Raw genomic sequence first — 26641 nt, 5'->3', positions numbered from 1 at the left:
TGCCGCGGACACTCCCGCCACCGGACCCACCCCGCCTTCGACAGTTTCCTGTGATCTGTAGTAGATCCACGCCATGCGTGGATGAATCTCAATCGAAATCGAATATTTCGAGAATTGAACGAAAAGCATCCACGCATGGCGTGGATCTACCGTGTCGACCAAGGTCGACACCTACCAACAGCCGCCGGAATCTGTCGGAGGTGGGGCGGTGTCGGAGTGCGGGGTGTCAGCCGCATGGATGCGGCTGCCAAGCTTACAGGGACGTACTTGCAGCGCCCCCGCATTCCGACACCGCCCCGCCAAGCCACGGGATCCAGCTCTGGCCGTTGACTTGGCCTCTGCAGGTGCAGGGCGCAGCCCTGCCGAAACCCACCCTCAGGAACTGCAGGACAGCATCGAGCAGCCGGCGCGGTTGTCGGCCCACGCCGGGCGCTTGCCGGCGAAGTGTTCAAGCCCCGGGCGTTCGGTGTATGGGTCGCGCAGCACGTCCTGCAGCGCATGCACACCGCCGAGGTCACCCTGCTCTGCGCGGTCGATCGCCTCCTGGGCCAGCCAGTTGCGCAGCACGTACAGCGGGTTGGCCGCTGCCATCTTCGCCAAGCGTTCGCGGGCCGACAGCGGATCGCTACGCAGGCGCGCTGCGTAGTCCTGCAGCCATTGCTGCAACGGCGCCTGCACCGAATGCTTGCGCGCCTCGTCGTAGTACACCGCGTCCAGAACCGTAGCGTCCGCTGCCGACGGGTCGATGCGCATCAGTGCACGCCAGGCCAGGGTCATGTCCATGGCGCCCTCCTGCATCAGCTGCTGCCAGCGCTGGTAGAGCTGCAGGTCGTCATCGTCGGCAGCAGCCAGCCCCAGCTTCGATGCAGCATCGCGACGCGTGCAGGCCACGAAGGTGGACTGGTAGGCCGCCAGGCCCGCCTGCAGCGGTGCGACATCGGCGAACAGCGGCGACAGCGCCTGCGCCAATCGGCTCAGGTTCCAGTACGCCACCTGCGGCTGGGTGCCGAAGCGGTAGCGGCGCCCCTGGGCGTCGGTGGTGTTCGGCGTCCACTCCGGATCGAAATCCTCGACCCAGCCATAGGGGCCGTAATCAAGTGTGAGACCGAGCACGGACAGGTTGTCGGTGTTCATCACACCATGCACGAAGCCGACACGCATCCAGTGCGCGATCATCTCGGCGGTGCGCACCGCGATCTGCGCGAACCAGTCGCCATACAGTGCCTCGCCCTGCCCCTCCAGCCCGGGGAAATCACGGGCGATGCAGGTGTCCACCAGCTGTTGCAGCAAGGCCGTCTCGCCACGCGAGGCCGGCAGCTCAAACGAACCGAAACGCAGGAACGACGGCGAGACCCGGCACACGATGGCGCCAGGCTCGGCACGCGGGTGGCCGTCATAGAACATGTCGCGCACCACCTCCTCGCCGGTACCGACCAGCGACAACGCGCGCGTGGTCGGCACGCCCAGGTGGTGCATCGCTTCGCTGCACAGGAACTCGCGGATCGACGAGCGCAGCACTGCCCGTCCATCGGCACCGCGCGAGTACGGGGTCGGGCCGGCCCCCTTCAGCTGCAGCTCCCAGTGGCGGCCATCGGGTGCCACCAGCTCGCCCAGCGAGATCGCACGTCCGTCGCCGAGCTGGCCGGCCCAATGGCCGAACTGATGGCCACCGTAATTGGCGGCCCATGGCTGCATGCCGGCGTACAGCGCGTTGCCGCCGAATACATCGGCGAAGCCTTCGCTCTCGATCTCGGCAGCATCGAAGCCGAGCATCGTGGCAACCTCAGGCGACCACGCCAGCAACGTGGGCGCCACCACCGGGGTCGGCATCACCGGCGACCAGGCCGCGCCCAGCACTTCGCGCCTGCGCGGGCCGGATTCGGGGTCGCCCGGCAGGGTGTGCAGCAGGCGGTTGTCGAAACGGAGGCTGTCGGTATCCATGGTGCTGAAGATGGGGACGACGGCCGCCCGCCTCAATTGCCGCTGAGCGCCTGCAGGTGGCCGCCGTGGGCCTCGGCACGCTGGTAGGCCGGGCGCTCACCAATACGCTTGAGAAAGCCGCGCAGCGCCGGCTTGTCGTCGAGACCGCCACCGCGCGCGGCAGCAGCCTGGATCGGGAAGCTCATCTGGATGTCGGCCGCACTGAAGCGCTCGCCGGCAAACCACTGGCTTTCAGCCAGGCGGCGCTCCATCCAGTCCAGATGCAGCCGCCGCTGCGGGCCGATGAAGCCGCGCTCGGCCTTGTCGGCAATGCTGCGTGCCATCGGGCGCGCAAAGAACGGCATCGGCGCGTTGCGTATGCGGCCCATCACCAGGGTCAGCAGCAGCGGCGGCATCGCCGAGCCTTCGGCGTAGTGCAGCCAGTAGCGGTAAGCGATGCGTTCGGCCCCGTCAGCCGGCATCGGTGACGGCGACAGCTGGCGTTGCGTGTCGTAACGGTCAGCGAGGTAGTCGAGGATCGCACCGGACTCGGCCAGTACCAGCTCGCCATCCTGCAGCACCGGTGACTTGCCGAGCGGATGCACGTTGCGCAGTTCCGGCGGCGCCAGCAGCGTCTTCGGATCACGCGGATAGCGGCGCAGTTCGTAGTCCAGCCCCAGCTCCTCCAGCATCCACAGCACGCGCAGGGAACGGGAGTTTTCCAGGTGATGAACGATGCGCATGGGGACGGTCCTCGGGAAGGTCTCCATCCTACCGCGCCCGCTGCATGCCCTTTGTAGAGCCGAGCCATGCTCCACTGTCTTTGAGAACTGTCGAGCGTGGCTCGACTCTACAAAAAACAGCGGGCAATAAAAAACGCCGGAAGCTCTCGCTTCCGGCGTTCTCTGGCTACCCAACGGTAGCAGACGGATTAGACCGCCTGCACCTGGTCAGCCTGCATACCCTTCTGACCCTGGACGGCGATGAAGGTAACCTTCTGGCCTTCCTGCAGGGTCTTGAAGCCGGTGCCCTGGATCGCGCGGAAGTGCACGAACAGGTCCGGGCCGCTTTCCGGGGTGATGAAGCCGAAGCCCTTGGCGTCGTTGAACCACTTGACGGTGCCGGTCTGACGTTCAGACATTTTACTAACTCCTGAAACACATGTTGAAAAAAATCGCAGCCACCGGGTATCGGGGCCGAGACTGAGTTGCAGGCGTTGGTAAAGCGGATCGATGAGCGGATCGTGAGATCAACTGCACCAGGCCACGATTCACGGTGACCCTAGCAAACACAGTGGGTCGCACGATACGCGTGTTTTCCGCAAAAAGCGATAGTCCCGACGTTCATGGGAACAGGTCACCCGCTAGGCGTGACAAGGGTTGGCAGCCGTTCGCGGCTAACCCCGAGCCCCCATTCAGGTTTTTCCTACCCTACACTGGGGAAATGACTGAAGCTGAAACCCCCGCTGAATACGCGCCCTCTCGCATCTGGGTGGACGCGGACGCCTGTCCCACTGTCATTCGCGACATCCTGTTTCGTGCGGCTGAACGGGTGGGGATCGAACTGACCCTGGTCGCCAACCAGTGGATCCGCACCCCGCCCTCACGCTGGCTGCGCTCGATCCAGGTGCCGCAGGGCCTGGACGTGGCCGACAGCGCCATCGTCGAGCGGGTCGCCGCCGGAGACCTGGTCGTCACCCAGGACATCCCACTGGCTGCGCTGGTGCTGGAGAAAAAGGCCGTGGCGCTGAACCCGCGCGGCCAGCTGTACACCCCGAACAACATGGCCGAGCGGCTGTCGATGCGCAATTTCATGGAGGAACTGCGCGGCGCCGGGGTCCAGACCGGCGGACCGCCGCCCTTGGGACCCCGCGACCGGCAGCTGTTCGCCGCCGAGCTGGACCGCTGGCTGGCGCGACGCCCGGCCCGCTGAGCGCCTGGCCGCCCTATGCCGGAAGGCTCAGGCTGCGGCCGCTGCTGAACATCCGTCGTGCGCCACTCAACGGGTCGTCGAAGGCCAGGCCCCGCGCCAGCAGCTGCAGCGGTGACTCGGCCACATTCAGTGGCCGTTGCCGAAGCTGCGGGTACAGGTCGTCACCCAAGATCGGCGCCCCCAGCATGGCCATGTGCACGCGCAACTGATGCTTGCGGCCGGTCTCCGGCAGCAGCCGGTAGCGCCAGATCGCCCCTTCGGCCTCGATCAGCTCGATCCGGCTGCGCGCATTGGGCTGACCGGTCACTTCGGACATGCGGAAGAACGGCTCGCCCGGCACCAACCGGCTGTCCCGCTGCAACGGAAACGCCAGCCCCGGCAGCGCCGGTGCCAGGGCCTCATAGGTCTTCTCGATGCGCCGCTCACGGAACAGGCGCTGGTAAGCATCGCGCGACCCTCGCTGGGTCGAGAACAGCACCAGCCCGGCCGTCAGCCGATCCAGCCGGTGCAGCGGTACCAGATCAGCATTGCCGGTGCGGGCGACCAGCCGCGCCAGCAGCGTCTCGCGCACATGCCCACCCGCAGGTGTCACCGGCAGGAAATGCGGCTTGTCGGCTACCAGCAGGTGCGCATCCAGATGGACGATGGTCTCGACAAAGGGAATCACCGGTTCGTCGGCCACCTCGCGGAAGTACTGGATCTCCCGCCCGACCTGCCAGGGCATGTCCGCAGTGAGCGCCCTGCCCTGCGCATCCAGCACACGGCCACGCGCGAAGCGATCCTGCCATTGCGCGCGCGCGATGCGCGGGAAACGTGCACACAGGCCATCCAGCAGGGTGGCCCAGGGCCCGGGCGGCAACTGCAGTCGGCTGGGCAAGGTCATGGCGTCCACTCCGGCCACGGGAAAGAACGCAAGCGTGCCACCGTTGACGCTGCGCAGACAGCCCGGCCACGGACACCCCCGGAGCAAACCTCTATCATTGTCCTCTTTAGTCCACGGATCCCCCATGGCTCTTACCGCCACCATCCGCAAGGCCGAACTGCAGATCAGCGACATGGATCGCGGCTACTACGCGACCCACAACCTGACCCTGGCCCAGCATCCGTCCGAGACCGACGAGCGCCTGATGGTGCGCCTGCTCGCCTTCGCGCTGAACGCCGGCGACCGCCTGGAGTTCGGCCGCGGCCTGAGCACCGATGACGAACCCGACCTCTGGGAACACGACTACACCGGCGACATCCTGCAGTGGATCGACCTGGGCCATCCGGACGAATCGCGCATCCGCAAGGCCAGCAACCGCAGCCGCCAGGTGCAGGTGGTCAACTATGGCGGCAACGCCTCGGAGATCTGGTGGGGCAAGCAGAGCAAGGGCCTGGCGCGCTTCGACAACCTCTCGGTGGTCGACCTCGACGGTGCCTTCGTAGAGCTGTGGGGCCAGCAGATCCAGCGCGCGATGCGCTGGAGCGTGCTGATCCAGGACGGTGAAGTGCAGCTGCTCAACGATCAGATGCAGCTCGACGTGATCCCGACCTGGCGCAAGCGCGCCAAGGCATGAGCACGATCCGTTGTGACGTGGTGGTCATCGGCGCTGGCGCAGCCGGGCTGATGACCGCGATCACTGCCGGCCAGCGCGGCCGCCAGGTGCAGGTGATCGACCATGCCAACAAGGTCGGCAAGAAGATCCTGATGTCCGGCGGTGGCCGCTGCAACTTCACCAACACCGGCACCACACCGGCCAACTTCCTGTCGGCCAACCCGCATTTCTGCAAGTCGGCGCTGGCCCGCTACACACCCTGGCATTTCATCGAGCTGGTGCACAAGCACGGCATCGCCTATCACGAAAAGGAACTGGGGCAGTTGTTCTGCGATGTCTCCTCCAAGCAGATCGTGAAAATGCTGGTGGACGAATGCCAGGCGGCCGGCGTACAGATCCGTACCGACTGCAGCGTGCAGCGCATCGAGCATGGCAGCGATGGTTTCCGCGTGCACACCACGCACGGCCTGTTCCATTGCGCCTCGCTGGTGGTTGCCACCGGTGGCCTGTCGATTCCCAGCATGGGGGCCAGCGGCTTTGGCTATGAAGTGGCCCGCCAGTTCGGTCACCAGGTGCTGCCGACCCGCGCCGGGCTGGTACCGCTGACCCTCAGCGGCAAGCACCAGGAGCGGCTGGCCGACCTCAGCGGCGTCGCACTGCCGATCGAGGCGCGCTGCAACGGCAAGAGCTTCCAGAACTTCATGCTGCTGACCCACCGTGGCGTGAGCGGCCCGGCCATCCTGCAGATCTCTTCGTTCTGGCAGCCCGGCGATGCGCTGGAGCTGGACCTGTTGCCGGGCCAGGATGCGGGCGAGTGGCTGCGCCAGATGAAGCGCGACCGCCCCGCCGCCGAGCTGCGCACGGTGCTGGGCGAGGTACTGCCGAAGCGGCTGGCACAGCGGCTGTGCGAGCACTGGCTGCCCGACCGCCCCGTGCGCCAGCTGGACGAGCCGGTGCTGCGCCAGGCTGCGCAGCTGCTGGGCGCATTCCCGCTGGTGGCCAGCGGCACCGAAGGCTACCGCACCGCCGAGGTCACCCTGGGCGGCGTGGACACCGCCGAAGTGTCATCCTCAACGATGGAATCCAAGCGCGTCCCCGGCCTGCACTTCGTTGGCGAGGTGCTGGACGTGACCGGCTGGCTGGGCGGCTACAACTTCCAATGGGCCTGGGCAAGCGGGCACGCAGCGGGCGGCGTGGTGTGAACCACTTCGCCGTTCCATGCGCGCAAGGGGGACGCGCATGGACGGTTCGCCGCGCATCGTGTATCTAGATTCGCAGATTGGGGAGCAGTGCATGCAGAACGCGAACGACATCACCATCCGCCTGCTGATCGTCGATGACAGCGGCGAGAATGCCGAAGCCATCGTCAGCACCCTGCGCAACAGCGGCATCGCGGTACGCCCGTGGCGCCCACAGGATGCAACCGAGCTGGCCCAGGTGCTGACCAGCCAGGCCATCGACCTGGTGCTGGCCTCGCCGTCGCAGGGCATTCCGCTGCAGCTGGCAGCCCAGCACATCGCTGCCAGCGGCAAGGACATCCCGCTGGTGCTGCTGGCCGAGCGCATCGACGAGGACGAACTCGTGCAGGCCAGCAGCCATGGCATCCGTGCCCTCGCCCTGCGCCAGCGCCCCGAGCACCTGCTCGCCGTGGTCCGCGACCAGTGGGTCGACCTGCAGGCACGCCGCGGCCTGCGCCGCATCGAGGCGCAGATGCGCGAGACCGAGCGCCGCTGCGACGCGCTGATCGCCTCCTCGCGCGACCCCATCGCCTACGTGCATGAAGGCATGCACATCCGCGCCAACGACGCCTACCTGGAGATGTTCGGCTACGAGCATTTCGACGACATCGAAGGCATTTCGCTGCTGGACATGGTCGCCGCCCAGCACGTGGAGGGCTTCAAGCAGCTGCTGAAGGGCCTCAGCCGTGGCGAGGCGCCGCCGCCCCAGTACCAGCTCGACGCGCGCCACCAGGACGGCAGTGCGTTCCCGGCGACGATGGAATTTGCGGCGGCCACCTACGAGGGCGAGTCCTGCCTGCAGGTGGTGCTCCGCCGCCGCATGGAGTTCGACCCCGAACTGGCACGCGAGGTCGAGGACCTGCGCCAGCGCGACCAGGTCACCGGCCTGCTCAATCGCCCGACCTTCATGCTGCAGCTGGAAAGCGCGGTGGCCCAGGCCGGGCGCAGCGAGGGCCAGTTCGGCCTGCTGCTGATCGAGCCGGACCACTACGCGCGCCTGCTGCCGGATATCGGCCTGGCCTCGGCCGACACCCTGATCGGCGCCCTCGCCGCCCTGCTGGCCGAAGTGGTTGGCGAGGACGCGCAACTGGCCCGTTTCGGCGAGCACAATTTCGCCGTGCTGCAGGCCGGGCCCTACGCACAGACCGTGGCGCTGGCCGAGCGCATCCGAGAAGCCTACGCCGCACACGTCTTCAGCATCGGCGCACGCTCGGCCACGGTGACGGTCAGCATCGGTGGCGTGCAGGTCGGTGAGAAGATCGCCAGCATCGGCCAGGTGCTGGCGCGCGCCAGCGAATGCACCCAGGCTGCAGCCGAGCTGGGTAACACCTGCCGCATCTTCGACCCGGCTGCTGCCGACCGTGTCGAGGAAGAGCGTGTGCAGCGCTGGGTGGCGCGCATCCGCGAGGCGCTGGCCGGCGACGGTTTCCAGCTTCACTACCAGCCGGTGCTGAACCTGCAGGGCGAACCACTGGAGCTGTACGAAGCCTATCTGCGCCTGGAAAACAATGGCGAGCTGCTGAGCCCGACCGCGTTCCTGGGCATCGCCGAGGAACACGGCCTGCTGGCCGACATCAACCGCTGGGTGGTCTCGCAGGCGATCGCGGTGCTGGGTGAACGCGCACGTGCGGGTCATGCCACCCAGGTGCTGGTGAAGGTCACGCCGGAATCGTTCGATGACCCACAGATGATCGCCACCCTGCGCCGCGAGCTGCAGGCACAGGGCGTGCCCGGCGAACGGCTGTGGCTGCATGCACCGGAAGCGAAGGTGTTCACCCACCTGCGCAGTGCACAGCAGTTCCTTGCCGAAGTGGCGCCACTGGGCTGCCGCATCGGCCTGGAGCAGTTCGGTTCCGGGCTGGACTCGTTCCAGCTGCTGGCCCACTTCCAGCCGCAGTTCCTCAAGCTGGACCGGGGCTTCACCAGCGACTTGGCCGCCACCCGCGAGAACATCGACCGCATCAGCCAGATCACCGCGCGTGCTCAGGAAGCGGGCATCTGCACCATTGCCGAATTCGTCAGCGATGCCAACTCGATGACGCTGCTGTTCAGTGCCGGCGTGGATTACGTGCAGGGCGATTTCGTCGGCCCGGCGCTGCCGGAGATGGGCTTCGAATTCGGGTGATGCCTCTCTGTAGCCGAGCCATGCTCGGCTGCGGGACTCAAGCGAAGAGCAGCCGAGCATGGCTCGGCTCTACACAAACCAGAAGGCCGGCTTTCGCCGGCCTTCTGCTTGATCAGGTCATGTCGACGAGATTTTCGATCTTCACGTCCGGATTGACGTCGGCCTCGTAGTCGACGCCCTCCACGCCAAAACCGAACAGGCGCAGGAAGTCGGCCTTGTAGCCGGCCAGGTCGCTGATTTCGTACAGGTTCTCGTTGGTCACCTGCGGCCACAGCGCGACCACCTTGCCCTGCACGTCTGCGGCCATTTCCTTGTAGTCCGCACGCAGGCGGCCTTCCTCATCGACCAGCGCGACGGTGTGGCCGCCGCCATCGACCAGGTCATGGCGCAGGCGATCAACCGCCGTGCCATCAGCCTTGCCGCCGTAAAGGATGTCGTACAGCACGTCGAGCTGCTCGATGCAGCCTTCGTGAGCGCCTTTTTCCTTCATCACCTTGAACAGCAGCGACAGGTACAGCGGCATGGTCGGAATGGCCGAGCTGGCCTGGGTCACCACGGCCTTCAGCACCGACACGCGCGCGTCGCCGCCGATTTTCGCCAGCTTTTCGCGCAGGCCCAGCACCTTGGTGTCCAGGTCCTTCTTGGCCGCGCCGATCGAGCCATTCCAGTAGATCGCCTGGGTGATCTCTTCGCCCACGTAGGTGAAGGCCGTGGTGGTACAACCATTGGCCAGCACGCCGGCATCGGCCAGTGCATCGATCCACATCTGCCAGTCCTCGCCGCCCATCACCGCGACGGTGCCGGCGATTTCTTCCGGGGTGGCCGGCTGCAGGGTGGTTTCGGTGATCACTTCCTTGTCGGTATCCAGCCCGCGCAGGGTGATCGGCTCGCCGATCGGCTTCAGCGTGGAGCTGATGATCTCGCCGGTCTTCGGGTGCTTGCGGCGCGGCGCGGCCAGGCTGTAGACAACCTGGTCGACCTGGCCCAGATCGGCCTTGATCATTTCGATGGTCTTCGCCTTCACTTCATCGGAGAAGGCATCGCCATTGATGCTCTTGGCATACAGGCCGGCTTCGTCGGCGTACTTGTGGAACGCGGCCGAGTTGTACCAGCCCGCGGTACCCGGCTTGGTTTCACTGCCCGGTCGTTCGAAGAAGATACCGAGGGTGGCAGCGCCACTGCCGAAGGCAGCGGTGATGCGTGCGGCCAGGCCGTAGCCGGTGGAGGCGCCGATCACCAGCACACGCTTGGGACCGTTCTGGATCGGCGGGCGCGCACGGATGTAGTCGATCTGCTGCTTGACCGCGGCCTCGCAGCCGGTCGGGTGGGTGGTGACGCAGATGAAGCCGCGGACGCGCGGTTTGATGACCATGGATACCTCGGGTTGGCAGATGCGGCGCACGGGGCGCTCAGCAGGAGTACGGGCGCGCACGCGCGCGAACCGCAGGATCGTAGTGCGCGGGGGAAGATTGCACAACCGACGCTGGCGTAGGGTGGTGTTTCTTTTGCAGGGTTGCACCCTGCACCCGCAGAGGCCTGAGCAACGGCCAGGGCCAGAGCAACGTCAAAAGCTGGGTTCCTGGGGGTGGGCGGGGTGGGTCCGGTTGAGGGGGACGCTGCAAGTCCCCCTCCGGGGGCCGGCCCAGCCGCTGGCGGCTGTGCGTTCGGGCGCTTGCGAAGCAGTGCTTCGCAACCAAAGCGCCCTCACCCATGTAAGCTCGGTCGCCGCTTGCTCGTGTGCGCTGTCCTGCGCACACGGCAAGACCGGGGTTGGGCGTCCTGCCCAACCCGCCCGAGGCATGCCTCGGGCCCATGCGGCTCACGCCCCCTCAACCGGACCCGCCCCGCCTTCGACAGTTCTCTGCGATCTGTCGGAACAGTTCGTTGGGTATCGATATCGGACAGATTTCATCCAAGCATGGCGTGGATCTACCCGATCGCGGGAATCTGTCAGAGGTGGGGCGGTGTCGGAGTGCGGGGTGTCAGCCGCATGGATGCGGCTGCCAAGCCTACACGGACGTACTTGCGGCGTCCCCGCACTCCGACACCGTCCCGCCCACCCATGGAATACACGCTGTTGCTGTTGCCGGCCAGCGGCCGGCACTACCGCGGGTGCAGGGCTGCAAGCCCTGCAAACAAAAAACCCCGCTTGCGCGGGGTTCTCTGTGTGTTGCGTGCAGCGCGAACGCTTACGGGCGACGGGCCAGGGCCTCGACGTCCTTCGCCTTCGGCAGCAGGTCCTGCTTGCTCACGCGCAGCACACCAATCGTCAGCATCGGCACCGCCACCAGGATCGAGGACAGCACCACGATCACCGCGCCGATCATGTGCGTCTCGGCCAGCCCTTCCATCGAGCTGCCACCGTACAGGTACAGGGCAAGCGCCGACAGGAAGAACATCACGGCAGTGATCACCGTACGCGACAGCGTCTGGTTGATTGAACGGTTCAGCACTTCCATCGAGTCCACGCGCAGGCTGCGGAAGTTCTCACGAACGCGGTCGAAGACCACGATGATGTCGTTGATCGCAAAGCCCATCACCGACAGCAGGCCGGCCAGCACGGTCAGGTCGAACTCACGGCCCAACAGGGACACGTAAGCGACCGTCACGATCAGGTCGAACATCGCCACGATGCTGGCGGTGACCGCGAACTTCCACTCGAAGCGCACCGCGATGTAGATCAGGAAGCCGGCCAGCATGAAGATGGTGGCATACAGGCCATTCATCGCCAGGTCCTTGCCAATCTGCGGGCCCACGAACTCGTTGCGGAGCACGGTGGCCTGATTGTCGGCAGTGGACAACGCCTTCACCACGGCAGCGGCCGTGGCCTTGTCCTCGTGGGCGGCATCGCCGGTACCCGGAGCATGCTCGCCGTGCGGGGCCAGGCGGATCAGCAGGTCGGTGTTGCCACCGACGCTCTGCACCTGGGCGCCTTCGAAGCCACTCTGCTCGAGCTTGGTGCGGACCTGCTCAACATCCACCGCCTTGTCGAAGCGGGCTTCGATCAGGGTGCCGCCGGTGAAGTCCAGTGCGTAGTTGAAGCCCTTGATGCCGATGATGGCGACCGAGGCCAGGAACACCACGATGGTGACTGCCATGGCGACATGGCGCCAGCGCATGAAGTCGATCTTGGTGTCGTTCGGGAGGATGTGCAGCGGAAACAGTTTCATTGTGCGTGTCGTCCCGTCAGATGGCCACGTTCTGGAGCTTCTTGCGGCGGCCGTAGATCAGCGTCGCCAGCGCACGCGACACGGTGATCGCGGTGAACATGGAGGCGAAAATACCGATGATCATGGTCAGCGCGAAGCCCTTCAGCGGACCGGTACCGAATGCAAACAGCGCCACACCGACGATCAGGCCGGTCAGGTTGGCGTCGAGGATGGTGCCCGAGGCACGCTCGTAACCGGTCACGATCGCCGTCTTGCCCGGCACGCCGGCTCGCAGCTCTTCACGGATACGCTCGTTGATCAGCACGTTGGCGTCCACCGACAGGCCGACCGACAACGCCAGGCCGGCAAAGCCCGGCAGGGTCATGGTGGCACCGAACAGCGACATCACCGCCACTACGATCAGCAGGTTGAACAGCATCGCTGCCGAGGTGATCACACCGAACATGCGGTAGTACACGCTGAAGAACACCAGGGTGAACAGGAACGCGAACACCACCGCGCGCATGCCGTTCTTGACGTTCTCGGCGCCGAGGCTCGGGCCGACCACGCGCTCCTCGACGAAGTCCATCGGCGCAGCCAGCGAACCCGACTTCAGCAGCTTGGCCAGGTCTTCGGCTTCCTTCTTCTGCAGGCCGGTGGTCTGGAAGTTCTTGCCGAACACGCCGTTGATGTTGGCCACCGAGATCACTTCCTCGTTGACCTTGAAGCCACGCACTTCCTGGCCGTCGACGACGGTTACGGTTGGCACGCGCTCGGTGTAGACCACCGCCATCGGCTTGTTCACGTTGGCGCTGGTGAAGTCGAACATGCGCTGGCCACCGACGTTGTTCAGCGTCACGCTGACGGCCGGCGAGCCGCTGTTCGAATCGGTCACCGCCTGCGCACCGACCATCTGGTCGCCGGTGACGATCACGCGCTTGTTCAGCAGGATCGGGCCGCGGCCGTCACGCTGCTGGTAGACCTTCGCTTCCGGCGGAATGCGGCCGGAGTTGATGGCGTCCTGCGCATTGCCTTCAACCACCGCACGGTACTCCAGGGTGGCGGTGGCACCGATCATGCGCTTGGCTTCGGCGGTGTCCTGCACGCCCGGCAGCTGCACGACCACACGGTCGGCACCCTGGCGCTGGATGATCGGCTCGGCCACGCCGAGCTGGTTCACGCGGTTGCGCAGGGTGTTGATGTTCTGCTCGATGGCGCCGTTGGCGATCTGCGTGATCTCGGTCTCCGGCACGGTGACCGTGATGCGGTTGCCGCTGACGTCATAGCCGAGGGTCGGCTGCGCCTTGACCAGCGCGGCGCGGGCGCGCTGCGCGGCGTCATCGCCGGCGGATGGGCTCAGGTTGGCCACGATGCTGTTATCGGCGCGGCGTTCCACCGACTGGTAGGCGATGCGCGCGTCACGCAGGGTGCTGCGCACGTCTTCGGTATAGGCATCCAGGCGCTTGTCGAGGGCAGCCTTCTGGTCGACCTGCAGCACGAAATGCACGCCGCCCTGCAGGTCCAGGCCCAGCACCATCGGGCGACCGCCGAGGTTGGCCAGCCAGTCGGGTACGGTCGAAGCCAGGTTCAGCGCCACGGTGTACTTCTCGCCGACGGTGTCACGCAGGACGTCGCTGGCAGCGGACTGCGACTTCAGGTCCGACAGGCGGACGATCAGGCTTTCCCCTTCCTTTTCGGCACCGATGGTGGCGATGCCGGCCTTTTTCAGATCGGCCAGCACACGGTCGCGCAGCGCATCGTCGATCTGCCCGCCACGGTTGGCGGTGATCTGGATGGCCGGGTCCTTCTGGTAGATGTTGGGCAGCGCATACAGCGCGCTGAGCGCCAGTACGATCAGGATGACGACGTACTTCCAGCGTGGAAATTCGAGCATTGCTTGGGTCCCGCGCGGCGCCATCCCCGGCGCCGCGGTTGTGCTTCGGAAAGGGAGTGGCTTACTTGGCCGAATCCAGGGTGCCGGTCGGCAGCACGCTGCCGACAGCGCCCTTCTGCACGCGGATGCGCACGTTGTCGGCCACTTCGACGGTGATGAAGTGGTCGCCAATGTCGGTGACCTTGCCGGCGATGCCGCCGTTGGTCAGCACTTCATCGCCGCGCTTGATCTTCTCCAGCATGGCCTTGTGCTCCTTCTGCCGCTTCATCTGCGGGCGGATCATCAGGAAGTACATGATGGCGATCAGGATGATCGGGAACAGCAGCGTGGTCAGGCCCATGCCCTGCGGTTGGCCGCCGGCGGCCTGGGCGTGGGCGGCGGGAATCAGGAAAGCAAGCAGGTTCATCGTTGGTCCTTTGGTTGGGCGGCGCTCCCGTCCCTTGAGGGGCGGGGGTGTCGACCGCGGATCTGGGTCAGCCTTGAAGTATGCCACGGCCCCGGGCGTTCGTCCTTGGGCCGTTCGGCAGGGGGGCGTCGGGGTTACAGCGGCGGGGCCACCGCTCCGCGTGCCGCGTAGAAGGACTCGCGGAAGGCCAGGAAGGTTCCCGCCTCGATCGCGGCACGGATGTCGGCCATGAGCTTTTCGTAATAGAACAGGTTGTGCAGGGTGCCCAGCATCGGCGCCAGCATCTCGTTGCAGCGGTCCAGGTGGCGCAGGTAGGACCGGGTGTAACCGCCGGTGCAGGCCACGCAGCCGCAGCCCGGCTCGATCGGGTCCATGTCCCGCGCGTACTGGGAATTGCGGATGCGAACGGTGCCGAACGAGGTGAAATAGTGGCCGTTGCGCGCATTACGGGTCGGCATCACGCAGTCGAACATGTCCACGCCGCGCGCCACGCCCTCGACCAGGTCCTCCGGTCGGCCCACGCCCATCAGGTAACGCGGCCGGTCGCCCGGCAGCTCCGGATCCAGGTGGTCGAGCATGGCATTGCGCTCGTGCTCCGGCTCGCCCACGGCCAGGCCGCCGATGGCGTAGCCGTCGAAGCCGATCGCCTGCAGGGCGTCGGCCGAGCGGCTGCGCAGGTCGGTGTGCACGCCCCCCTGGACGATGCCGAACAAGGCCGCGTCGTTGCCCAGCTCGTCATGCGCGTTGCGGCTGCGCTGGGCCCAGCGCAGGCTCAGCTCCATGGAACGGCGGGCAACGTCTTCGGTGGCGGGGTACGGGGTGCACTCGTCAAAGATCATCACGATGTCCGAATCGAGCACCTTCTGGATCTTCATGCTCTCCTCGGGACCGAGGAACACGCGGGCGCCGTCGGTGGGCGAGGCAAAGGTCACGCCCTGCTCGGTGATCTTGCGTCGATGGGCCAGCGAGAACACCTGGAAACCACCGGAGTCGGTCAGGATCGGGCCATCCCAGCGGCAGAAGCCGTGCAGCCCGCCGTGGTCGGCGATGATGTCCAGGCCCGGGCGCAGGTACAGGTGGAAGGTGTTGCCGAGGATGATCTCGGCGCCCAGCGCCCGCACCTGGTCCGGCAGGATGCCCTTGACCGAGCCATAGGTCCCCACCGGCATGAAGGCCGGCGTTTCCACCGTGCCACGCGGGAAGGTCAGGCGGCCACGGCGGGCACGGCCGTCGCGGGTCTGGAGCTGGAACTGCAGTCGGGACATGGAGCGGTCATTCGGGCAAATAGTTGTCTATTGTCTCCCAAGAAGGCGTACGCACCAAGGTGCGCACCCACGCACCCATAAGTACCCCGGCTTCCCAGGCGCTCTGCCCTCCCAAGGTGCCCTGCCTGCTCAGCCCGCCTGCGGGAACAGCAGCATCGCGTCGCCGTAGCTGAAGAAGCGGTAGCGCTGCTCGATCGCGTGCCGGTAGGCCTCGAACACGCGGTCCTTGCCTGCAAACGCCGAGATCATCATCAGCAGCGTGCTTTCGGGCAGGTGGAAATTGGTCACCATCGCGTCGACGCTGCGTATGCGGTAGCCCGGGGTGATGAAGATCTGGGTCTCGCCGGCGAACGGCAGCAGTTCGCCATCGCGCATCGCGCTTTCCAGCGCGCGCACCACGGTGGTGCCGACGCCGATCACCCGGCCACCGGCCGCGCGCGTGCGCCGCACCTGCTGCACCAGCTCGGCGCCGACGTTCAGCCACTCGCGGTGCATCACGTGGTCCTTCAGGTCATCGGCGCGCACCGGCTGGAAGGTGCCCGCGCCCACGTGCAGGGTGACGTGGCCGAACTCCACGCCCTTGTCCTTCAGCGCCGCCAGCAGCGGTTCGTCGAAATGCAGGCCGGCGGTCGGTGCCGCCACCGCGCCCACTTCGCGCGCGAACACGGTCTGGTAGCGCTCGCGGTCGTCCACGCCCGGTTCGCGCTGGATGTAGGGCGGCAACGGCAGGCGGCCGGCATGCAGCAGCCACTGCTCCAGCGACTCCGGCACATGGAACTGCAGCACGTAGAACTCGCCATCGCGGCCCAGCACCTCGGCTTCGCCACCGGCATCCAGCGCGATGCGGCTGCCGGCCTTCGGCGACTTGCTGGCGCCGACCTGCGCACGCGCCTGCTGAGCGCCGAGCAGGCGCTCGATCAGGATCTCCACGCGGCCGCCGCTGGCCTTCTGCCCGAACAGGCGCGCCGGAATCACCCGGGTGTCGTTGAACACCAGCAGGTCGCCCGGCTGCAGCAGCGACGGCAGGTCGCGCACCTGCAGGTCGGTGAAGGCACCGGGCGCCGGCGGTACCACCAGGAGGCGGCTGGCGGAACGTTCGGCCAAGGGAGCCTGCGCGATCAGTTCAGCCGGCAGGTCGTAATGGAAATCGGACTTCTTCAAGGCGGTGGGCGGCAACAGGTCGACAATGGCGCGCATTGTACGTCCAGCGTCTGCGAGCCGGCGCACTTCGCGGCGAACGTCGCGCAAAATGCTGCTATGCAGCAGGTTTCTGCGGGGTTATCGCGCAAAAAAACAAGTGCTAGCATCGAACCGGAAGTCCGCTGCACGAGCCTGCCCCAAGCGCGCGTGATGACGCGCGTTTTGCTTTTGATGGCCCGTGCGACCCATTGTTTCAGGAGATCTGCAATGAGCTTCATCAAACGCCTCGCCCCCCTGCGCAACCAGCCCGGCACCCGCCTCACCACCGGCCTGGACGATGCCACCCTGACCGCCCTGTCCGCCAACCACCCGCAGCTGATCGCCGCAGTGGACGCCGCCGCCGAGGAATTCGCGCGCGTGCAGGCCGACCTGGGGCCGCTGCTGGCGCAGGACGAACAGGCACAGATCGACGCGATGCAGGACGGATTCGTCAATTTCTATGCCGATGACGCGGTGACCCCCTACGTGGCGCTGGCCGCGCGCGGCCCATGGGTGGTCACCCTGAAGGGCGCCGTGCTGTACGACGCCGGCGGCTACGGCATGCTCGGCTTCGGGCACACCCCGGACGCCGTGCTGGAAGCCATGGCGCGCCCACAGGTGATGGCCAACATCATGACCCCCAGCCTGTCGCAGCAGCGCTTCATCACCGCCCTGCGCGCCGAGATCGGCCACCGCCGTGGCGGCTGCCCGTTCGCCCGTTTCATGTGCCTGAATTCCGGCTCCGAAGCCGTCGGCCTGGCCGCGCGCATCGCCGACGTCAACGCCAAGCTGCAGACCGATCCGGGTGCACGTCACGCCGGCGCTGCGATCAAGCGCGTGGTGGTCAAGGGCAGCTTCCATGGCCGTACCGACCGCCCTGCCCTCTATTCGGATTCCAGCCGCAAGAGCTACATGCAGCACCTGGCCAGCTACCGGGGCGAGGACTCGGTGATCACCGTGGCGCCGTACGATGAGGCCGGCCTGCGCAAGGTGTTCGAGGATGCCGCGCGCAACCAGTGGTTCATCGAAGCGGTGTTCCTCGAACCGGTGATGGGCGAAGGTGACCCGGGCCGTTCGGTGCCGCCGTCGTTCTATGCCGTTGCCCGTGAGCTGACGCGTGCACACGGCAGCCTGCTGCTGCTGGACTCGATCCAGGCCGGCCTGCGTGCGCATGGCGTGCTGTCGGTGGTCGACTACCCGGGCTTCGAAGGGCTTGACCCGCCGGACATGGAGACCTACTCCAAGGCGCTCAACGCCGCGCAGTACCCGCTGTCGGTGCTGGCGGTGACCGAGCACGCCGCGCAGCTGTACCGCAAGGGCATCTACGGCAACACCATGACCAGCAATCCGCGTGCGCTGGACGTGGCCTGCGCCACCCTGGCCCAGCTGACCCCACAGGTACGCGCCAACATCGCCGAACGTGGTGCCGAGGCCGTGCGCAAGCTGGAACAGCTGAAGAACGAGCTGGGCGGGCTGATCACCAAGGTGCAGGGCACCGGGCTGCTGTTCTCCTGCGAGCTGGCCCCGCAGTTCAAGTGCTACGGCGCCAACTCCACCGAGGAATGGCTGCGCCAGCACGGCATCAACGTGATCCATGGCGGCGAAAACTCGCTGCGCTTCACCCCGCACTTCGGCATGGACAGCGAGGAGCTGGACCTGCTGGTGGGCATGGTCGGCCGCGCCCTGCGTGAAGGCCCGCGCCGCGAGCAGGCTGCGGCGGCGTAAGCCGCCGCTTGCGTAGAGCCAAAGGCAGCGGCAGGAGCCGCTGCCAACGTCGCTGGCGACGGCCCGAAGGGTGCCGGCCAGGACGACCGGCATAGCCCTTGCTCGGCTGGCCTTTGCCGCGATCTGAACGAAGAGCAGCCGAGCATGGCTACAGAAGGGCTCATAATCCAAGGGCACCCCGTCTCTGACCGCCTTGCGGTCGGTGACGGGGCGTTTTCGTTTCCGGTCAAGAGACAGAAGATCCATGAAATCGATCTGTGTGTACTGTGGTTCCAACGCTGGCAGCAAGCCGGCCTACACCGAACGCGCCATTGCCCTGGGTGATCGCATCGCCCGCGATGGCCTGCGCCTGGTGTATGGCGGCGGCAACGTTGGCCTGATGGGCACCGTGGCCAACGCCGTGCTCGCCGCTGGCGGCGAGGTGACCGGCGTGATCCCGCGCCAGCTGGCCGACTGGGAAGTGGCCCACCGCGGCCTGACCGAACTGGAGATCGTCGGCTCGATGCATGAGCGCAAGTCGCGCATGTTCGACCTCGCCGATGGCTTCGTTGCCCTGCCCGGTGGCTTCGGCACCATGGAAGAGATCTTCGAGATGCTGACCTGGCGCCAGCTGGGCATCGGCAACAAGCCGTGCGCGTTCCTCGATGTGGAAGGTTTCTACGCGCCGCTGATCGGCATGATCGACCGCATGGTGGAAGAGCGTTTCCTGCATCCGGACCAGCGCCAGGACCTCTGGTACGGCTCGGACATCGAGGAAATGCTGGTGTGGATGCAGAACTACCAGCCGGCGCAGGCCTCGAAGTGGATCGACGAGAAACGTCGCTCGGCTCTGCGCTGAAGTGAACCGTCGCGGTGGCTCACGCCAGCGTCCGCGCCCACGGTGCGGGACGGCCCAGCAGGTAGCCCTGGCCATAGTCGCAACCGAGTTCGCGCAGTGTCTGCCGCTGCGCCTCGGTCTCGATGCCTTCGCCAATGGTTTCGATGCCCAGAGTGCGGGCCAGTGACAGCACGCCTTCGACCAGCGCGCGCGTGCTCTGCACTTCCGGCCCGTGCAGGCCGGCGATGAAACTCTGGTCGATCTTCAATGTACTGATCGGGAATCGGTGCAGGTAGGACAGCGCAGAGAAGCCGGTACCAAAGTCGTCCAGCTGCACCTGGATGCCACGCTCGCGCAGGCCCTGCAGGATGCGCAGCGTGTGCGGCGCATCGTCCAGCAGCGCGACCTCGGTAATCTCCAGCCGCAGCCGGCGCGGATCGGCGCCACACGCGTCGAGCAGGCCGAACAGGCGGTCGCTGAACTCGGCCGAGCGGAAATGGCGCGGCGAAACGTTCACCGAGACATAGCTCTGCCCACCTTCGGCCAGGCGCGCGATGACCTGCTCGTAGATCAGCCAGTCGACCTGTTCGATCAGGCCACTTTCCTCTCCCAGCTCCAGGAACGCGCCGGGCAACAGCAGGCCACGACGCTCGTGCTGCCAGCGGAGCAATGCCTCATGTCCCACCACTTCGCCATCGGACAGGCGCACGATCGGCTGGAAGAACGGAACGAAATCACGGTTGTTGATTGCGCGGCGCAGATCGGCTTCCAGGTCGAGGCTGCGCATGGCCTGTTCACGCATGTCCTCGTCGAAGATCGCGCAGCGGTCATGGCCCTGTGCCTTGGCCCGGTACATCGCCGCATCCGCATCACGCAGCAGTTCCTCGCCGGTACGGTAGCGCGGATTCCACAACGCGATACCCAGGCTGCCGGACGGGAACAGCTCGCGGCCGGCGATCCATATCGATTCCTGCAATGCCAGCAACAAGCGCTGGCCGAAATCCAGCGCCTGTGCCAGGCCCTGCGGGCATTGCAGCAGCACCGCGAATTCATCACCGCCCAGCCGTGCCACCACGTCATCGGCGCCGGCCATCGATACGATGCGCTTGGCGACCTCCACCAGCATGCGGTCACCCGCGGCGTGGCCGATGCTGTCGTTGACCAGCTTGAAGCGATCCAGGTCGAGGAACAGCACGGCGAACACCGGCCCACCCTCGCGCTTGGCCAGCGCCAGCGCATCCTGCAGGCGATCGAGCAGGTGCAGCCGGTTGGGCAGGCCGGTCAGCGCATCGTGCATGGCCTGATGGGTCAGGCGTTGCTCGGCCCGCAGGCGCTCGCCGATCTGGCCGAGCAACTTCTCGTTGACCTCGGCCAGCTCACGCGTGCGTTCCTCCACGCGCTTTTCAAGTTCGGCATGCGCCAAACGCAGCCGTTGCTGGTCGCGCTGGCGCGCCAACCCGGTTCCGATGTTCTGCGCAACGAACGTCAGCAGCCGCTGATCGTGCACGCTGAACGTACTGTTCTCGCTGTAACTCTGCACCACGATCGCACCGACCACCTCGTCATCGCGCAGCAGCGGCACGCCCAGCCAGCAATGCGAGCGCGCGCCGGATTCACGCACCTCGCCACTGGCCAGCAGCGCATCGATCTGGGCGCGTGAGGCCAGTAGGGGCCGCCGGTTGCGCACCACGTATTCGGTCAGGCCGCGACTGAACGGACGAGGTGCACGGCTGGCATTGTGCTCGTCCACCGAATAGACGAAGTCCAGGCCGTTGCCGCTTCCGTTCACCAGCGCGATATAGAAGTTGCGCGCATCGAGCAGGCGCCCGACCACGCCATGCACCTGCCCGTAGAACTGGGCCAGGCTGTCGGCCGACATCGCCATTTCGGCAATGTTGTACAGCGCGGTCTGCAGTTGCTCGGCGCGCCGGCGCTCCGCCACTTCATCCTGCAGGCTGCGGTTGGCACGCTGCAGTTCCAGCGTGCGCCGCTCCACCTGTTGCTCCAGCCGGACCTGCGCCTGGCGCCGATCCATCGCAGTCTGCACGTGCTGCGCGACAAAGCCCAGCAACGCCCGCTCGGCCTCGCCATAACGGGCCGCCAGCTCATAGCTCTGCACCACGATTGCGCCGCATACCCGGCCATCGCGCAGCATCGGCACACCCAGCCAGTCCAGGCTCTCGGGGCCACGCTGCGGGTCGTGCTCCTGCTCGACCACGCGTGCCAGAAGTTCGCGCGAGGGTCCGCTGAGCGGCTTGCCGTGGCGCAGCAGCGCGACGGTCAGGCTGCGCGGCATCTCGGCGGCGTCATGGCTCTGCGACGGGTCGGCGACGAAATCGTCGACCTGGTCGGCGAAGTACAGGAAGCGGATCTGGTCACGCACATCATCGTACTCAACGATGTAGCAGTTCTCCGCATACATCAGCGTGCCGAGCACGCCGTGCACGTGACGCAGCATCTCCGACATCTCCAGATCGGCGCCGGCCAGATCGGCGATCTGGAACAGCGCCTGCTGCAACCGTTCAGCCTCTTCCAGCGCCTTGATCTGCCCGGCCTGGCGGCCACGCTGCAGTGCCAGTTCCATGGCCTGACGGGCCAGCCCCCACCACGCCGCGGAAGGCACGGCGCCTTCCACCGACAGCTGCAGGCGTGCACCGTCATGTTCCCAGCCATGGCAGCCGTCGCCGATGCCCGGCGCAGTGAACGCGCCTGCCGCCCCATCGGCCGGCCACCCGTCCTGACCCCGCCCGAGCTGCGGGTCGTCCCAGCCGACGCGGACCACAGCCGTTTCCGGCAAAAGCGCATGCAACGCGCGCACCAGCGCCGTGCTCAGCACGGCCTCGTGTGGTGGCTCTTCCGCCGGTTCAGCATGCGTGGACAAATGACAATCTCTTGGCGCCGTCTATGCGTCGCCTCCCCTGAGCCGCCGAGCATAGCGCGCCACCCGGGGGGCAATGGAAGCCCGTAAACCCCGAATCGTGCGCCCGTACGTTTTTCCTGCTGTCCGCAGCCCCTTCCGAGCCATGACCCTCGCCCTGCCCGCCCCTGCCACCGGCTATGCGCCATCGCCTGCAGGCCTTACCCTGTACGCCGTGGAAGCCAGCGCACTGCCAACCGATGAAGCCTTGATGCTGGCCTGGGCCGGCGGCGACCTGCACGCGTTCGAAAGCCTGTATGCGCGCCATCGCAAACGACTGTTCGGCTTCCTGCTGCGCCAACTGCGCGACAACGCGCTGGCCGAGGAGATCTTCCAGGACGTCTGGCAGCGGGTGATCAGCGCCCGTGCCGGGTGGCAGCCCGAAGCGGCGTTCAGCACCTGGCTGTTCCGCATCGCCCACAACCGCCTGAACGACCATTGGCGCGCCGCCCGCCATCGCCCTGCCGCGCCGGCCGACGCCGACCTGCGCCTGGCCGCGATCGAGGACGGGCAGACCCCGGAAGCCGAACTTTCCGAATTCGAACAACGTCGCCGCATCCAGCTGGCGATGGAGCAATTGCCGCCGGAGCAGCGCGAAGTGCTGCAATTGCGGCTGGATCAGGAACTGAGCCTGGAGGAGATCGGCCAGATCACCGGCGTAGGCCGGGAAACCGTGAAATCGCGGCTGCGCTATGCGATGGACAAGCTGCGTGCGGGATTGAACGCATGAACCGAGACGAACCGCTGACGCCGGAAGAACGCGAGCTGGCCCGGCTGCTCGGCCGTCGCGCCGAGCAGGCACCACCGGCCGCACTGGACGCCGCCATCCTGGCTGCGGCGCGTGCCGCCGTGGACGCTCCGGGTACAGATGTTGCCGCCTCTCCCGAGGCGCCGCGCAAGCAGCGCACAGGCCCGCGTTGGCCAGCGGTGTTCGGCATCGCCGCTTCGATGGTGTTCGCCATCGGCATCGCCTGGCAGCTGCGTCCTGAACCGCCGCCGGTTCCGGCGGGCGAGACTGCTGTTGCCGCAGCACCGGCTGCGGCAGAAGACGTCGCGACTGCCGATCAGGCCGCTGGAAGTGGTTCGGCCCACAGCGCAGTGGCGGTTGCGGAACCAGCCGCTGCGCCGGCAGCACCCGAGTCCGCCCCTGTTTCCGCTGCCCCGGCACCGGCCATCGCGCGTGCGCACAAGCCTGCGCCGGCCAAGACCGCTGAAGTGCCGGCCCAGGCCGCACGATCCATGGCTGCGGATGCGGCCGCCGACACCTCCTTTACGACGCTCCCGCCCGCTCCGGCTGCAGCACCGCCCGCGCCACCTGCACCGACCGCCTACTCGGCACCCGCACCGGCATTCGCGCCAGCAGCGTCCGGGGCAATGAAAGCACGCACGGCGGCGGCACCGGCAGCCAATGCCACCGAGGCCGAGCGGGCGCAGGCGCTGGATCGGGTGGAGATCACCTCGATGAAGCGTGAGGCGCCCAGCCGTTCCGCACCGGGCGTCATGCGCCGCGGCAGCGATGCGGGCCTGAGCGCGGATGCCGTGCAGGCCGAGGTGGACGCAGACGCGCGACTGCCGCGCCGGCAGTGGCTGCAGAAAATCCGCGCGCGTCGCGACGATGGCCAGCGCGATCTGGCCCGCGCCAGCCTGGAGCGCTACGTGCAACAGTATCCGGAAGCCCGCCTGCCGCGCGACCTGCGCCCGTTGCTGGACGACTGAAGCAGAACGTGATCTCCGGCGACCCCGTAGAATGACGGGAATGCTCGATACCCTCGCCCAGCCTGTCAGCCACACGCTGGAAGTCAAACACAGTCGTTTCATCGCCCATGCTGCGCCGATCGACAGCGCCGCAGCGGCCATGGCGATCCTGCAGCAGGTTGCAGCAGCCGACGCGACCCACAACTGCTGGGCCTACCGGTACGGCCAGGACTACCGCTCCAGCGACGATGGCGAGCCCGCCGGAACGGCCGGACGACCGATCCTGGCGGCGATCGATGGCCAGGGGTTCGACCGCGTGATGGTGGTGGTGACGCGCTGGTTCGGCGGCATCAAGCTGGGCGCCGGTGGACTGGTGCGCGCCTACGGTGGCGCTGCCGCCGAGTGCCTGCGCACCGCCCCCCGCCTGCCCCTGGTGGCGATGGCCCGGCTGCAGCTGCTGGCCGGCTTCGAGGACCTGGGCACCCTGCACGCCACCCTGCCCGCCTTCGGCGCCGGGAAGCTCGATGAACGGTTCGATGCCAACGGCGTGTGCCTGCGGGCCGAATTGCCGGCCGATCAGGTCGATGCATTGAAAATCCGCCTGCGCGACGCCACCCGTGACCGTATCCGCATACAAGACGACACCCAGGATGACTGACAAGGACGACGCCCCTGCCTCGACCCCGCCGCTGCGCCGCCTCGGCAGCCTGCGGACGTTGTGGCCGTTCGTGCGCCGCCATAGCGGGTTGTTCACCGCCTGGCTGCTGGCCCTGGCGGTCTCTTCGGCCGCCACGCTGAGCCTGCCCCCCGCCGTGAAGCAGATGATCGACCACGGCTTCACCAGCGGTGGCCAGATCAACCGTGCCTTCGCCCTGCTGATGCTGGTGGCGGTGGTGCTGGCACTGGCGACGGCCGCACGGTTCTTCTTCGTGTCGCTGCTGGGCGAGAAGGTCGTCGCCGACCTGCGCAGCCGCCTGTACGCACACCTGATCCAGCTCGGCGCCGGTTTCCACGACCGCAGCCGCAGCGGCGAACTGGTCTCGCGCCTGACCGCCGACAGCGAACTGCTGCGCAGCGTGGTCGGTTCGACCATGTCGGTCGCCCTGCGCAGCAGCGTCACCGTGGTCGGCAGCCTGGCGATGCTGTTCGTCACCAGCCCGCGGCTGGCCGCGTGGTCACTGCTCGGCATCCCGCTGGCGGTGCTGCCGATCATCATCGGCGCGCGCAAGCTGCGCACGGTTGCGCGCAGCAGCCAGGACCGCATCGCCGATGCCAACAGCCTGGCCAGCGAGACGCTGGGCGCCGTGCGCACGGTGCAGGCGCATGCGCGCGAGCCCTATGAGCGCGGGCGCTTTGACAAGGCGCTGGGCGATGCCATCGGTGCCGCACGCCGGCGCATCGGTGCGCAATCACTGGTTACCGCCAGCGCCATCCTGCTGGTATTTGGCGCCATCGTTGGCGTGCTGTGGCTGGGCGCGCACGATGTCATCGACGGCCGCCTCAGTGCCGGCACGCTGGGCCAGTTCGTGTTGTACGCGCTGATCGGCGGCGGCTCGGTGGGCGCCCTGGCCGAAGTGTGGAACGAGCTGCAGCGTGCGGCCGGTGGCATGGGCCGTATCAGCGAGCTGCTGCAGGAAGACATCGAGATCCGTGCGCCCGCGCAGCCACATGCACTGCCGCAACCGCTACGCGGCGAAATCCAGTTCGACGACGTGGTGTTCCACTACCCGCAGCGCCCGGACCAGGCCGCGCTGGACCACTTCAATCTGCATGTCCGCCCGGGTGAGACCGTGGCCCTGGTCGGCCCGTCGGGCGCAGGCAAGAGCACGGTGCTGTCCATGCTGCTGCGCTTCCACGATCCGGCCAGCGGCCGCATCTGCGTGGATGGCATCGACGTGCGCCAGGTCGATCCGGCCGAGCTGCGCGCGCAGCTGGCACTGGTACCGCAGCAGCCGACGCTGTTCGCAGCCAGTGCACGCGACAACATCCGCTACGGCAGGCTGCAGGCCAGCGACGCCGAGGTCGAGGACGCCGCACGTGCAGCAGAGGCCGATGGCTTCCTGCGAGCATTGCCGCAAGGCTACGACAGTGAACTGGGCGAACGCGGTGCGCGCCTGTCCGGTGGCCAGCAACAGCGCGTGGCGATCGCCCGCGCGTTGCTGAAGAATGCGCCGATCCTGCTGCTGGACGAAGCCACCAGCGCGCTGGATGCGCAGAGCGAGCATGGCGTGCAGCAGGCACTTGAGCGGCTGATGGCCGGTCGCACCACGCTGGTCATCGCCCACCGCCTGGCCACCGTGCTCAAGGCCGACCGCATCGTGGTGATGGACCAGGGCCGTATCGTCGCCGAAGGTACCCATGCGCAGCTGCTGGCCGAAGGCGGACTGTACGCTGAACTGGCCCGACTGCAGTTCATCGATTGATGACGGCCGGCTAACATCGGCAAGACCAAGCTGGCCGCGCACCCGCAGCATCCGCTGAAGGAGGTACGCGATGTCGTTCCGTCAGTTCCCCGCCGTCGACAGTAATGGCGAAAGCCACATCATCATCGAATTCAAGCCCGAGGCGAACGGCAGCGGGCACCACTCCGAAGCCACGCCGCGCTATGAGCTGGATGACGGGCGCCAGCTGGTGCGCAATGGACGCGAGTTCACCACCAGTGGTGGTGAACTGCGGTTGACGATTTGAGGTTCGCCGGGCATGGCCCGGCGCTACCGCATTCGTGCTGCTCCGCGCTCGCGCTACCGGATCTCCATCCTCCGCTCTGGTAGGTGTCGACCTGGGTCGACACGCTTGTCGCCAAAAGGAGTCGAGCATGGCTCGACCCAACAAAGAAGCGTGGCC

General features: G+C 66.9%; 22 protein-coding genes. 11 read left to right on the top strand and 11 right to left on the bottom strand.

Going from position 1 to position 26641, the window contains the following annotated elements:
• Nucleotides 1–375 precede the first annotated feature (375 nt).
• The 3 genes from ROV93_RS03430 to ROV93_RS03420 all read right to left on the bottom strand — a co-directional run bounded on the left by ROV93_RS03430 (nucleotide 376) and on the right by ROV93_RS03420 (nucleotide 3061).
• Nucleotides 376–1941, bottom strand: a complete 1566-nt coding sequence (locus tag ROV93_RS03430) for a protein adenylyltransferase SelO (protein ID WP_072168287.1) — start codon at nucleotides 1939–1941, stop codon at nucleotides 376–378.
• A gap of 32 nt (nucleotides 1942–1973) precedes the next feature.
• Nucleotides 1974–2663, bottom strand: coding sequence for a glutathione S-transferase (locus ROV93_RS03425; protein ID WP_072168288.1), 690 nt, complete (start codon nucleotides 2661–2663; stop codon nucleotides 1974–1976).
• A 188-nt stretch (nucleotides 2664–2851) separates the two neighbouring features.
• Nucleotides 2852–3061, bottom strand: a complete 210-nt coding sequence (locus ROV93_RS03420) for a cold-shock protein (protein WP_005416210.1) — start codon at nucleotides 3059–3061, stop codon at nucleotides 2852–2854.
• A gap of 302 nt (nucleotides 3062–3363) precedes the next feature.
• Here ROV93_RS03420 and ROV93_RS03415 point away from each other — a divergent pair, with 302 nt between their 5' ends.
• Nucleotides 3364–3852: a YaiI/YqxD family protein gene (locus ROV93_RS03415; RefSeq protein ID WP_072168289.1), complete on the top strand. Its 489-nt coding sequence runs from the start codon at nucleotides 3364–3366 to the stop codon at nucleotides 3850–3852.
• Nucleotides 3853–3865: 13 nt separating this feature from the next.
• Here the strand turns inward: ROV93_RS03415 and ROV93_RS03410 are convergent, their stop codons facing one another.
• Nucleotides 3866–4735, bottom strand: coding sequence for a pseudouridine synthase (locus tag ROV93_RS03410; protein ID WP_072168290.1), 870 nt, complete (start codon nucleotides 4733–4735; stop codon nucleotides 3866–3868).
• A 124-nt stretch (nucleotides 4736–4859) separates the two neighbouring features.
• On the opposite strand from ROV93_RS03410, the gene ROV93_RS03405 reads away from it, so the two are divergent.
• The 3 genes from ROV93_RS03405 to ROV93_RS03395 all read left to right on the top strand — a co-directional run bounded on the left by ROV93_RS03405 (nucleotide 4860) and on the right by ROV93_RS03395 (nucleotide 8750).
• Nucleotides 4860–5408 (top strand): YaeQ family protein, encoded by a 549-nt coding sequence (locus tag ROV93_RS03405; RefSeq protein ID WP_072168291.1) that lies wholly within the window; start codon nucleotides 4860–4862, stop codon nucleotides 5406–5408.
• Nucleotides 5405–6589 (top strand): NAD(P)/FAD-dependent oxidoreductase, encoded by a 1185-nt coding sequence (locus tag ROV93_RS03400; RefSeq protein ID WP_061477923.1) that lies wholly within the window; start codon nucleotides 5405–5407, stop codon nucleotides 6587–6589. Before ROV93_RS03405 ends, ROV93_RS03400 begins: the two co-directional genes overlap by 4 nt.
• Nucleotides 6590–6680: 91 nt before the next feature.
• Complete coding sequence (locus ROV93_RS03395) at nucleotides 6681–8750, top strand: EAL domain-containing protein (RefSeq protein WP_072168347.1); 2070 nt, start codon at nucleotides 6681–6683, stop codon at nucleotides 8748–8750.
• 112 nt (nucleotides 8751–8862) lie between these two features.
• Here ROV93_RS03395 and fabV read toward each other — a convergent pair whose 3' ends face one another.
• The 6 genes from fabV to queA form a co-directional block, all read right to left on the bottom strand.
• Nucleotides 8863–10122, bottom strand: coding sequence for an enoyl-ACP reductase FabV (fabV, locus tag ROV93_RS03390; RefSeq protein WP_312538544.1), 1260 nt, complete (start codon nucleotides 10120–10122; stop codon nucleotides 8863–8865).
• An 817-nt stretch (nucleotides 10123–10939) separates the two neighbouring features.
• Nucleotides 10940–11920, bottom strand: coding sequence for a protein translocase subunit SecF (gene secF / locus ROV93_RS03385; protein ID WP_049413603.1), 981 nt, complete (start codon nucleotides 11918–11920; stop codon nucleotides 10940–10942).
• Nucleotides 11921–11936: 16 nt separating this feature from the next.
• Complete coding sequence (gene secD, locus ROV93_RS03380) at nucleotides 11937–13793, bottom strand: protein translocase subunit SecD (RefSeq protein ID WP_072168294.1); 1857 nt, start codon at nucleotides 13791–13793, stop codon at nucleotides 11937–11939.
• Between the two features lie 61 nt (nucleotides 13794–13854).
• Complete coding sequence (gene yajC / locus ROV93_RS03375; RefSeq protein ID WP_005416201.1) at nucleotides 13855–14199, bottom strand: preprotein translocase subunit YajC; 345 nt, start codon at nucleotides 14197–14199, stop codon at nucleotides 13855–13857.
• Between the two features lie 134 nt (nucleotides 14200–14333).
• Nucleotides 14334–15464, bottom strand: coding sequence for a tRNA guanosine(34) transglycosylase Tgt (gene tgt, locus ROV93_RS03370; protein WP_014646826.1), 1131 nt, complete (start codon nucleotides 15462–15464; stop codon nucleotides 14334–14336).
• A 129-nt stretch (nucleotides 15465–15593) separates the two neighbouring features.
• Nucleotides 15594–16661 carry a tRNA preQ1(34) S-adenosylmethionine ribosyltransferase-isomerase QueA gene (queA, locus tag ROV93_RS03365; protein ID WP_072168295.1) on the bottom strand — a complete coding sequence of 356 codons (1068 nt, stop codon included), beginning with the start codon at nucleotides 16659–16661 and terminating at the stop codon, nucleotides 15594–15596.
• 210 nt (nucleotides 16662–16871) lie between these two features.
• Between queA and ROV93_RS03360 the strand changes: the two genes are divergently transcribed.
• Together ROV93_RS03360 and ROV93_RS03355 are read left to right on the top strand one after the other, a co-directional pair.
• Nucleotides 16872–18368 carry an aminotransferase class III-fold pyridoxal phosphate-dependent enzyme gene (locus ROV93_RS03360; protein ID WP_180890719.1) on the top strand — a complete coding sequence of 499 codons (1497 nt, stop codon included), beginning with the start codon at nucleotides 16872–16874 and terminating at the stop codon, nucleotides 18366–18368.
• Between the two features lie 244 nt (nucleotides 18369–18612).
• On the top strand, nucleotides 18613–19206 hold the full coding sequence (locus ROV93_RS03355; RefSeq protein ID WP_005416197.1) for a TIGR00730 family Rossman fold protein: 594 nt from the start codon (nucleotides 18613–18615) through the stop codon (nucleotides 19204–19206).
• A 19-nt stretch (nucleotides 19207–19225) separates the two neighbouring features.
• Here the strand turns inward: ROV93_RS03355 and ROV93_RS03350 are convergent, their stop codons facing one another.
• Nucleotides 19226–22066 (bottom strand): EAL domain-containing protein, encoded by a 2841-nt coding sequence (locus ROV93_RS03350; RefSeq protein WP_072168297.1) that lies wholly within the window; start codon nucleotides 22064–22066, stop codon nucleotides 19226–19228.
• Between the two features lie 247 nt (nucleotides 22067–22313).
• Here ROV93_RS03350 and ROV93_RS03345 point away from each other — a divergent pair, with 247 nt between their 5' ends.
• From ROV93_RS03345 to ROV93_RS03325, 5 genes are all read left to right on the top strand, one after another.
• Nucleotides 22314–22832 (top strand): RNA polymerase sigma factor, encoded by a 519-nt coding sequence (locus ROV93_RS03345; RefSeq protein ID WP_229298559.1) that lies wholly within the window; start codon nucleotides 22314–22316, stop codon nucleotides 22830–22832.
• The gene (locus ROV93_RS03340) at nucleotides 22829–23818 is read left to right on the top strand and encodes a hypothetical protein (RefSeq protein ID WP_072168298.1); all 990 of its coding nucleotides are present in this window, start codon (nucleotides 22829–22831) and stop codon (nucleotides 23816–23818) included. The genes ROV93_RS03345 and ROV93_RS03340 overlap by 4 nt, the downstream gene beginning before the upstream one ends.
• 40 nt (nucleotides 23819–23858) lie before the next feature.
• The gene (locus tag ROV93_RS03335) at nucleotides 23859–24455 is read left to right on the top strand and encodes a YigZ family protein (protein ID WP_072168299.1); all 597 of its coding nucleotides are present in this window, start codon (nucleotides 23859–23861) and stop codon (nucleotides 24453–24455) included.
• Nucleotides 24448–26220, top strand: coding sequence for an ABC transporter transmembrane domain-containing protein (locus ROV93_RS03330; RefSeq protein WP_072168300.1), 1773 nt, complete (start codon nucleotides 24448–24450; stop codon nucleotides 26218–26220). The genes ROV93_RS03335 and ROV93_RS03330 overlap by 8 nt, the downstream gene beginning before the upstream one ends.
• A gap of 70 nt (nucleotides 26221–26290) precedes the next feature.
• On the top strand, nucleotides 26291–26485 hold the full coding sequence (locus tag ROV93_RS03325) for a hypothetical protein (RefSeq protein WP_005416191.1): 195 nt from the start codon (nucleotides 26291–26293) through the stop codon (nucleotides 26483–26485).
• The last annotated feature ends 156 nt before the right edge of the window (nucleotides 26486–26641 follow it).

Source organism: Stenotrophomonas maltophilia group sp. msm4 (assembly GCF_032025605.1).
Lineage (GTDB): Bacteria > Pseudomonadota > Gammaproteobacteria > Xanthomonadales > Xanthomonadaceae > Stenotrophomonas > Stenotrophomonas sepilia.
The sequence above is the reverse complement of the archived record's forward strand: the minus strand, read 5'-3'. Positions and strand labels throughout refer to the sequence as shown.

What these genes read in the sequence shown, in the direction of transcription:
- fabV (WP_312538544.1), bottom strand. Translation starts at nt 10,122, where the DNA reads ATGGTCATCAAACCGCGCGTCCGCGGCTTCATCTGCGTCACCACCCAC.
- ROV93_RS03355 (WP_005416197.1), top strand. Translation starts at nt 18,613, where the DNA reads ATGAAATCGATCTGTGTGTACTGTGGTTCCAACGCTGGCAGCAAGCCG.
- secD (WP_072168294.1), bottom strand. Translation starts at nt 13,793, where the DNA reads ATGCTCGAATTTCCACGCTGGAAGTACGTCGTCATCCTGATCGTACTG.
- ROV93_RS03330 (WP_072168300.1), top strand. Translation starts at nt 24,448, where the DNA reads ATGACTGACAAGGACGACGCCCCTGCCTCGACCCCGCCGCTGCGCCGC.
- ROV93_RS03360 (WP_180890719.1), top strand. Translation starts at nt 16,872, where the DNA reads ATGAGCTTCATCAAACGCCTCGCCCCCCTGCGCAACCAGCCCGGCACC.
- queA (WP_072168295.1), bottom strand. Translation starts at nt 16,661, where the DNA reads ATGCGCGCCATTGTCGACCTGTTGCCGCCCACCGCCTTGAAGAAGTCC.
- ROV93_RS03335 (WP_072168299.1), top strand. Translation starts at nt 23,859, where the DNA reads ATGCTCGATACCCTCGCCCAGCCTGTCAGCCACACGCTGGAAGTCAAA.
- tgt (WP_014646826.1), bottom strand. Translation starts at nt 15,464, where the DNA reads ATGTCCCGACTGCAGTTCCAGCTCCAGACCCGCGACGGCCGTGCCCGC.
- ROV93_RS03345 (WP_229298559.1), top strand. Translation starts at nt 22,314, where the DNA reads ATGCTGGCCTGGGCCGGCGGCGACCTGCACGCGTTCGAAAGCCTGTAT.
- ROV93_RS03420 (WP_005416210.1), bottom strand. Translation starts at nt 3,061, where the DNA reads ATGTCTGAACGTCAGACCGGCACCGTCAAGTGGTTCAACGACGCCAAG.
- ROV93_RS03325 (WP_005416191.1), top strand. Translation starts at nt 26,291, where the DNA reads ATGTCGTTCCGTCAGTTCCCCGCCGTCGACAGTAATGGCGAAAGCCAC.
- secF (WP_049413603.1), bottom strand. Translation starts at nt 11,920, where the DNA reads ATGAAACTGTTTCCGCTGCACATCCTCCCGAACGACACCAAGATCGAC.
- ROV93_RS03395 (WP_072168347.1), top strand. Translation starts at nt 6,681, where the DNA reads ATGCAGAACGCGAACGACATCACCATCCGCCTGCTGATCGTCGATGAC.
- ROV93_RS03425 (WP_072168288.1), bottom strand. Translation starts at nt 2,663, where the DNA reads ATGCGCATCGTTCATCACCTGGAAAACTCCCGTTCCCTGCGCGTGCTG.
- ROV93_RS03340 (WP_072168298.1), top strand. Translation starts at nt 22,829, where the DNA reads ATGAACCGAGACGAACCGCTGACGCCGGAAGAACGCGAGCTGGCCCGG.
- ROV93_RS03405 (WP_072168291.1), top strand. Translation starts at nt 4,860, where the DNA reads ATGGCTCTTACCGCCACCATCCGCAAGGCCGAACTGCAGATCAGCGAC.
- ROV93_RS03400 (WP_061477923.1), top strand. Translation starts at nt 5,405, where the DNA reads ATGAGCACGATCCGTTGTGACGTGGTGGTCATCGGCGCTGGCGCAGCC.
- ROV93_RS03410 (WP_072168290.1), bottom strand. Translation starts at nt 4,735, where the DNA reads ATGACCTTGCCCAGCCGACTGCAGTTGCCGCCCGGGCCCTGGGCCACC.
- ROV93_RS03415 (WP_072168289.1), top strand. Translation starts at nt 3,364, where the DNA reads ATGACTGAAGCTGAAACCCCCGCTGAATACGCGCCCTCTCGCATCTGG.
- ROV93_RS03430 (WP_072168287.1), bottom strand. Translation starts at nt 1,941, where the DNA reads ATGGATACCGACAGCCTCCGTTTCGACAACCGCCTGCTGCACACCCTG.
- yajC (WP_005416201.1), bottom strand. Translation starts at nt 14,199, where the DNA reads ATGAACCTGCTTGCTTTCCTGATTCCCGCCGCCCACGCCCAGGCCGCC.